The 7,384-nt window shown below is 39.5% G+C and carries 7 protein-coding genes; all 7 read right to left on the bottom strand.

Going from position 1 to position 7,384, the window contains the following annotated elements:
- Nucleotides 1–679: 679 nt before the first annotated feature.
- Nucleotides 680–1,189, bottom strand: coding sequence for a c-type cytochrome (locus JEOSCH030_RS05620; protein ID WP_235962228.1), 510 nt, complete (start codon nt 1,187–1,189; stop codon nt 680–682).
- Nucleotides 1,190–1,265: 76 nt separating this feature from the next.
- Nucleotides 1,266–2,552: a glutamate-1-semialdehyde 2,1-aminomutase gene (gene hemL / locus JEOSCH030_RS05615; RefSeq protein ID WP_185125647.1), complete on the bottom strand. Its 1,287-nt coding sequence runs from the start codon at nt 2,550–2,552 to the stop codon at nt 1,266–1,268.
- Nucleotides 2,553–3,533, bottom strand: coding sequence for a porphobilinogen synthase (gene hemB, locus JEOSCH030_RS05610; protein WP_185125646.1), 981 nt, complete (start codon nt 3,531–3,533; stop codon nt 2,553–2,555).
- Nucleotides 3,530–4,216 carry a uroporphyrinogen-III synthase gene (locus JEOSCH030_RS05605; protein WP_185125645.1) on the bottom strand — a complete coding sequence of 229 codons (687 nt, stop codon included), beginning with the start codon at nt 4,214–4,216 and terminating at the stop codon, nt 3,530–3,532. Before JEOSCH030_RS05605 ends, hemB begins: the two co-directional genes overlap by 4 nt.
- Complete coding sequence (gene hemC / locus JEOSCH030_RS05600; RefSeq protein ID WP_185125644.1) at nt 4,206–5,129, bottom strand: hydroxymethylbilane synthase; 924 nt, start codon at nt 5,127–5,129, stop codon at nt 4,206–4,208. The genes JEOSCH030_RS05605 and hemC overlap by 11 nt, the downstream gene beginning before the upstream one ends.
- 12 nt (nt 5,130–5,141) lie before the next feature.
- Nucleotides 5,142–5,966 carry a cytochrome c biogenesis protein CcsA gene (gene ccsA, locus JEOSCH030_RS05595; protein WP_185125643.1) on the bottom strand — a complete coding sequence of 275 codons (825 nt, stop codon included), beginning with the start codon at nt 5,964–5,966 and terminating at the stop codon, nt 5,142–5,144.
- A 13-nt stretch (nt 5,967–5,979) separates the two neighbouring features.
- A complete protein-coding gene (hemA, locus tag JEOSCH030_RS05590) occupies nt 5,980–7,326 on the bottom strand; it encodes a glutamyl-tRNA reductase (RefSeq protein ID WP_185125642.1) in 1,347 nt (448 codons plus the stop codon).
- Nucleotides 7,327–7,384: the final 58 nt, after the last annotated feature.

Raw genomic sequence — 7,384 nt, 5'->3', positions numbered from 1 at the left:
GTGGGCGTGGGTTGGGTTGGGTTGGGTTATAATTTTGGATTTTTCTGGGTGGAAAAATTTTGTTGGCGTTTATCTGGACTATGAGCGGCGCTCATTGTACCGATAGCGTGTTATCTGGACTTCGTCGTGTGCTCATTGTCCTGATAGCGCGTTACCTGGACTTCGTCGTGCGCTCATTGTCCTGATAAGCGTTTACCTGGACTTCGTCGAGTCCTCATTGTCCTGATAAGCCGTTATCTGGACTTCGTCGAGTGCTCATTGTCCTGATAGCGCGTTACCTGGACTTCGTCGTGTTCTCATTGTCCTGATAAGCCGTTACCTGGACTTCGTCGTGTCTTCATTGTACTGATAGCATAAATAAACTGGACATTAAGTGCCAAAATTTCAAAATTAATGGACATCTAGTCCTCTATCTGTTTTACATAAGGACAAAGACGGATCTTTCCAAAAAAATCTAGACTCCGGAGGACTATGAGTAACTCTCATTGAACCGCTAGCACCTTCGGAGGACTATGAACAACTCTCATTGAACCGCCAACACCCCCGGAGGACTATGAACAACTCTCATTGAACCGCCAACACTCCAACCACCAGCAAACATCATCACAGCTTCTCTACTCATATACCCTATCCGAAAAAAGAAAAAAGGCAAACTCTAAATAAGAGTTTGCCTTGAACTTTATTGTTCAGAGAAGAATTGATACAGTGCTGTTAGTTCTTCATCAGCTACTTGGTCTGTTGAGAACGCTGGCATTGAACCTTTACCATCACGAACTGTTGTTGTGAAGTCTTCTTCAGATAGTGAAGTACCTGCTAAAGCTGGACCCATTGCACCTGAGAAGTCTTGACCGTGACATGATGCACAGTTGTCGCGTGCAATGCCTTCAGCGTCGACGTCACCGCTTGAAGCACCTTCTTCAGAAGATTCTTCTGAGTCTCCACCTTCAGATTCTTCAGACTCACCTGAATCTGCTGTTTCTTCACTTGTTGTTTCCTCACTAGCAGTATCTTCCTCACCACTACCGCTACCAAGGTGATAAATCATCACTGGAACAATTAAAAGTACAATAATAACCGGAATTAACCAATATAAATTAGAGGTACCTTTACCACTCTTTGTTTCGTTTTTGTCGATGTAGCGAGGTTGACCATCGACTTTTTTACCAGTTTGACGTTTCTTATCGCTCATTATCGTTTACCCCCCATATAATTCTATCACTACTATTATACACATAAATATCGAAGCATGAAGTAGTAATTTTAAATTATTTACCAGATACTTTACTTAATGCACTATCAAAGGCTCTGATGGTTGTTTCTATATCTTCTTTAGTGTGGGCTGTTGACAAGAACATACCTTCGAACTGTGATGGCGGTAAGTAGACGCCTTCGTTTAGGAGGGCCTGGTACATATTTCTAAAGAGTTCTAAGTCACTTGTGTTAGCTGAATCAAAGTCTACTACAGGACCTTCAGTTAAGAAGAAGCCGATCATTGAGCCTGCACGGTTAACTGTGATGGGTTTATCGTGTTTAGCAAATACTTCTTTTAGACCTTTCTCAAGTTCGTCAGCAAGTGCGTTGAAATCTTCGTAGCTCTCAGGAGAGAGTTGTTTTAAAGTTTCTAATCCTGCGCTCATCGCTAATGGGTTACCTGATAAAGTACCCGCTTGATAGATGTCACCGCTTGGTGCGATATTTTCCATAATATCTTTTCTACCACCGTAAGCACCGACTGGGAGTCCACCACCGATAACTTTACCAAGACAAGTTAAGTCAGGTGTAATACCAAAGTAGCCTTGGGCACAGTTGTAACCCACTCTAAAGCCTGTCATAACTTCATCAAAAATCAGTAAAGTGCCATTTTCTTCTGTAATATCACGAACAAATTGAAGGTAGCCATCAAGTGGTGGTACAACCCCCATATTACCTGCAACTGGTTCCATAATCACTGCGGCAATATCGTCTCCGAATTTTTCAAAGGCTTCTTTTAAGCTTTCTTGATCATTATAAGGAACAGTAATGGTATTTTTTGCTGTACCTTCTGGGACTCCTGGAGAGTCTGGGAGTCCAAGTGTTGCTACACCTGAACCTGCTTTAATTAAGAGCGAGTCACTATGACCGTGGTAGCAGCCTTCAAATTTAAGTATTTTTTCTCTACCAGTGTAACCACGTGCGAGGCGTAAAGCTGCAAGTGTCGCTTCAGTACCTGAAGACACCATACGGACCATTTCGATAGATGGCACACGTTCAATTACAAGTTCTGCCATCTTAGTTTCTAATTCGGTTGGTGCACCAAAAGAAGTCCCTTTAGCAGCCGCTTCTTGAACCGCTTGAACGACCTTATCGTTAGCATGACCTAAAATTAATGGCCCAAAACTTAAGGAGTAATCAATATATTCATTACCATCGACATCATAGAGTTTTGAACCCTTAGCATGGTCGATAAAGAGAGGATGATCTCCGACAGATTTAAACGCTCTTGCTGGAGAGTTCACCCCACCAGGCATGACTTCTACTGCTTCTTTGTATAGTGCTTTTGACTTATCGTACATTTATATCTCTCCCTTATTTATTTTCTCAGCTAATTCTTTAGCGAAATAAGTAATGATCATATCTGCACCGGCACGTTTCATGGAAATCATTTGTTCGGCGATCACTTCTTCATCTAGGAGTCCCATATCAATTGCCGTTCTTGTCATGGCATACTCCCCACTCACATTATAAGCAACAACTGGTAAGTTAGACTCATTTCTTACATCTCTGATGATGTCTAGATACGACAAGGCAGGTTTAACAATCATCATATCTGCACCTTCAAGTTCATCTGATTCTAATTCACGTAGAGCTTCTAGACGGTTAGCAGGGTCCATTTGATAAGTACGACGGTCACCAAAAGATGGTGTGGATTCTGCAGCATCTCTAAACGGTCCGTAGAATTTAGAGGCGTATTTGATACCATAAGACATGATTGGAATATGACTAAAGCCCGCTTCATCTAGGCCTTGTCTAATGTGAGCGACAAAACCATCCATCATATTAGATGGTGCAATAATGTCTGCACCAGCTTTTGCTTGTGAGACAGCCGTTTGGACTAAAAGCGGTAATGACGCATCATTATCCACATCTTTCGTCACTGGATCAATTAAGCCACAGTGGCCATGATCTGTGTATTCACATAGGCAAGTATCGAGTATGACTAAGAGCTCAGGGTAAAGTTGTTTTGATAAACGACATGCTTCTTGAACAATACCATGGTCGTGGTAAGCACCACTTCCTTCAGGGTCTTTATGGTTTGGAATTCCAAAGAAGACCACACTCTTAATTCCAAGTTTAACCACTTCATCGAGTTCTTCTTTTAAAAGGTTTAAGGAGATTTGGTAGATCCCCTTCATAGATGGTATTTCAGCTTTGACATCTGGCTTTTCAACGACAAAAATCGGGTAGATTAAGTCTTCTGTTCTCAGGTGAGTTTCACGTACCATATCTCTCATAAAGCTTGTTCTTCTTAAACGACGATGTCTATCAAAATTCATTTCCCAATACGCTCCTTAATATAATTAATCATATCTTCTAAAGTCTCATGCTCCGGCGTTCGTGCATAAAGACCATATGATTTCAGTTTACTCTCTGTCACGTGACCAATAGCGACAATCTCTAGGTCTTTTAAATCTTCTGGTGTAAAGCGAGTCATCAAGGCCTCTACCGCTGAAGGCGAAGACAAGGTCAGAAAGTCTATATTTGCTAGATGGTCTTTTATCATCGATAAACTTTCTTCTTTAGCCTCAGGATAATAGAGTGGAATTTCTGTCACATTAGCCCCAGCATTCCTCATATAATCTCGCATGAGGGGTCTTTTATCCCGACTAGCCGGATAGAGTATGTCCTGCCCTTTTGTAATTTCAACTTCTTCTATAAAGCCTTCTTGAGTAAATTGACGCGGTTCAAAATCAATTTTTAAACCGTGTGATTCCAAGGCTTCTGAAGTCTTCTTACCGATGCTTGCGATACGGTCGACATTTAAGTCCTTAAAATACGGACTGAGATAGTCGACCGTTTTTTTAGAAGTCATGACGAGTAAATCATAATGTTGTTTTAATAAGTCTGTATCAAAGTCCATCATCTTCGTTTGAATTAAAGGACAATGGACAATATTTAAGTCCTCATCTTGAAGTTGACATTTCATCTGAGTGACAAAAACAGTTGTTTTATTTTTCATTGTTAATCATGTCGATAATATCTTTAGCACCCATTTTTTCCATTTCATCAGCAACTAAGTTACCGAGTGTTTCTGGATCTTCGTGTGATTTTTTAACGACATATCTTTCATTGCCATCTTCTGACATAATTAAACCAGTTAAATATAGCTCTCCGTCTTCTAGAGTTGCATATCCACCAATCGGTACTTGGCAAGAACCATCCATGCGTTTTAAGAAGGTACGTTCTGCATTTGTACATAAGGCTGTTTCTTCTGAATGCACAGCTTGCAACATATCGATAAGCTCTTGGTCATCACTTCTCACTTCAATTCCAAGCGCCCCTTGGGCGATTGCCGGAATGAAATCTTCAGGTTCAAAATATTCAGTGACGACATTGTCTGACCAACCCATACGTTTTAAGCCAGCAGCAGCTAAAAGAATCGCGTCGTATTCACCGGACTCCATCTTCTTAATACGCGTATCGATATTCCCGCGTACCCATTTAACTGTAATGTCATCTCTAATTGCTTTTAACTGAGCTGCACGACGAAGGCTCGACGTTCCAATGACACTGTCTTTAGGCAAATCCTTAAAAGATACTTTATTATTAGATAAAAAAGCATCTCTCATATCTTCACGTTCAGGCACACATGCAATACTAAAGCCGTCAGGTAGCACACTTGGTACGTCTTTTAGACTGTGAATCGCCATATCAATTTCCTTATTAGAAAGTGCTGTTTCGATTTCTTTAACGAAAAGTCCCTTTCCTCCAACTTTAGACAGCTGAACGTCTACGATGCGATCCCCTTTAGTGACGATCTTTTTTATCTCTACTTCAAGTTCGGGGAATTTATCTTGTAGTTTTTTAATAAATTGCTTGGACTGTGTTAATGCGAGTCCACTTTGACGGGATCCGACAACAATTTTTCTCATAATTAACTCTCCTTATAATGACCATAAATGAAAATTTGAAAACTCTGAGATAACGAGGTAGTTGATCATGACTAAGGCAAACAAGATAATGTTAGACTTAGCAAATCGCCTCATATTACCGTTTAACTTCATCTCAGTTAAAATCAAGGCATACAAAATGATGAGCATGACTGTGCCGATGACCTTCAGATCTAAAAAGACATGATATCCAATAATCTGTATACCCCAGACAATGCCTATTATAATAGAGATTACCATGAAGAGCATACCGATAAAGGCCAGCCTAATCATTAATTTTTTTGCTGTTTCTACACTAAAGAGTGAAAAGAAAGAACGGTTAAAGTCTTTCTTTCTTAAATTCCGCTCTTGGATTAAGAAAGTCACTGCGTGTATCATCGATATAAAAAAGATTGCATAAGCAATCAAAGCACTGCCAATATGTACAAGTAATAACTCATTGACAATATTTAATGTCAAAGCTGTTGAATTAAAATTCAATGATGAAAAAGTATAAAATATTAATAAAAAGACAGTAATTAATAAGTAAAACAAGAGCACAAACTCACTTTTATTTCTGTAAAAATGAATGACACCGAGTACGATGAGGCCAAGACTTAAAGTAAGCACCCCTTCTGAAAAAGTCATGATTGGAATGCGCTTTAGGCTCATACCTAGCTGTACGACAGTTAGGAAATGTAAGATCACAGCGGGTGTCATCACATACAGAGCAGCCTTTCTGACTTGTCGATTTCTAGTAAATAGATCATATGACAAGAGAGAAAGGCTGATGAAATATAAAAGTAATATGATTTCTTGCAAACGGAATAGTAATTCCATAATTTCCACCTGCTTAAGTCAGTCTAAGCTCTTTTTTACGTGCTTGAAGTTTTTCAATATTCTTCTCTTTAGACTTGGCACGCTCGCTCTCAACTTCCTCTTCTATATGAAACATTGCTTCAATATCTTTTAATTTTTCGTCACGGTCCGCTAAGCCTGCAATTTCTTTAGTAAAGATAATTGGGTCTCTTAACATTTGATTGATAATACTCTTCATATGTTTAGACACCACGGTACGCTCACGCTCGGACATGTCTGGTAATTTTCTTTCTAATGATTCGAAAGTAGATGAATGAATATCTAAAGCTTTAGTTCGCATTGCTTGAATGACAGGCACCACACCTTGGACATTTAACCATTCTTCGAAATCATCTCTAGAACCATCGATCATATTCATGATTTTTTCGGCTTCTTTTTCTCTTGTTTTCAAGTTAGCATCCACTAAACCTTGTAAATCATCCACGTTATATATATAAATTGTATCGGATTCACTAATAGAAGGATCAATATCTCTAGGCATAGCGATATCAATCATGATTAAAGACTGATTACCGCGTTTTGTACTCACACGGTCCATCATTTCTTTATCGATGACATAAGTATTCGATGAAGTACTTGAAATCACAATATCAGCATCAAGTAGTTCTTCTTCGAGGTTTGCTAAGAGCGTCGCACGACCCTTAAACTTATCAGCGAGCGCTTTAGCCTTATCGATTGAGCGGTTGACGACCACTAAATCTTCGATGCCGTTAGACGTTAAGTTCAAGAGTGACTCTTCTGCCATCTCCCCTGCCCCAATGACTAAGACTTTAGATTTTTTCACATTGGCAAAGATCTTTTTAGCAAGTTCTACCGCAGCATAAGACATTGATACAGCATTTTTTGAAATGTCTGTCTCATTGTGTCCGCGTTTAGCGACAGTAATCGCCTCTTTAAAGAGTTTATTAAAGATCGTTCCTGTTGTATGCTCTTCTTGTGCAATTAAAAATGCCTGACGAATTTGACCGAGAATTTGCGTCTCACCTAAGACGATAGAATCCAGTCCAGCTGTGACTTTAAATAAGTGTTCAACTGCTTCTTCAGCCACTTTTAATTCAGTCATGCCTTTAATTGTGTCGTAGTCAACGTCAAACCATTCAGCTAAAAATTTCCTCGTATAATAAGCACCTGTGTGTTCTTGATCACTCACTACATAGAGTTCAGTTCGGTTACAGGTAGACAGTAATGTTGCTTCTAGTATGCTTTTTTGATCACGTAGCGCATGAAGGGCTTCCACCACTTCATCATCTTGAAAGGTTACTTTCTCTCTATCTTCTACGCTCGCATTTTTATAATTTAAACTTAATGCAATAATATGCACTGTATTGCCCCCTCAACACTCTTTAACACTTTATAAGTCTCATACTTTAGACTAATTC

Source organism: Jeotgalicoccus meleagridis (assembly GCF_903994045.1).
Lineage (GTDB): Bacteria > Bacillota > Bacilli > Staphylococcales > Salinicoccaceae > Jeotgalicoccus > Jeotgalicoccus meleagridis.
Note: the sequence above shows the minus strand (reverse complement) of the source record. Positions and strands in the feature narration are given on the sequence as shown.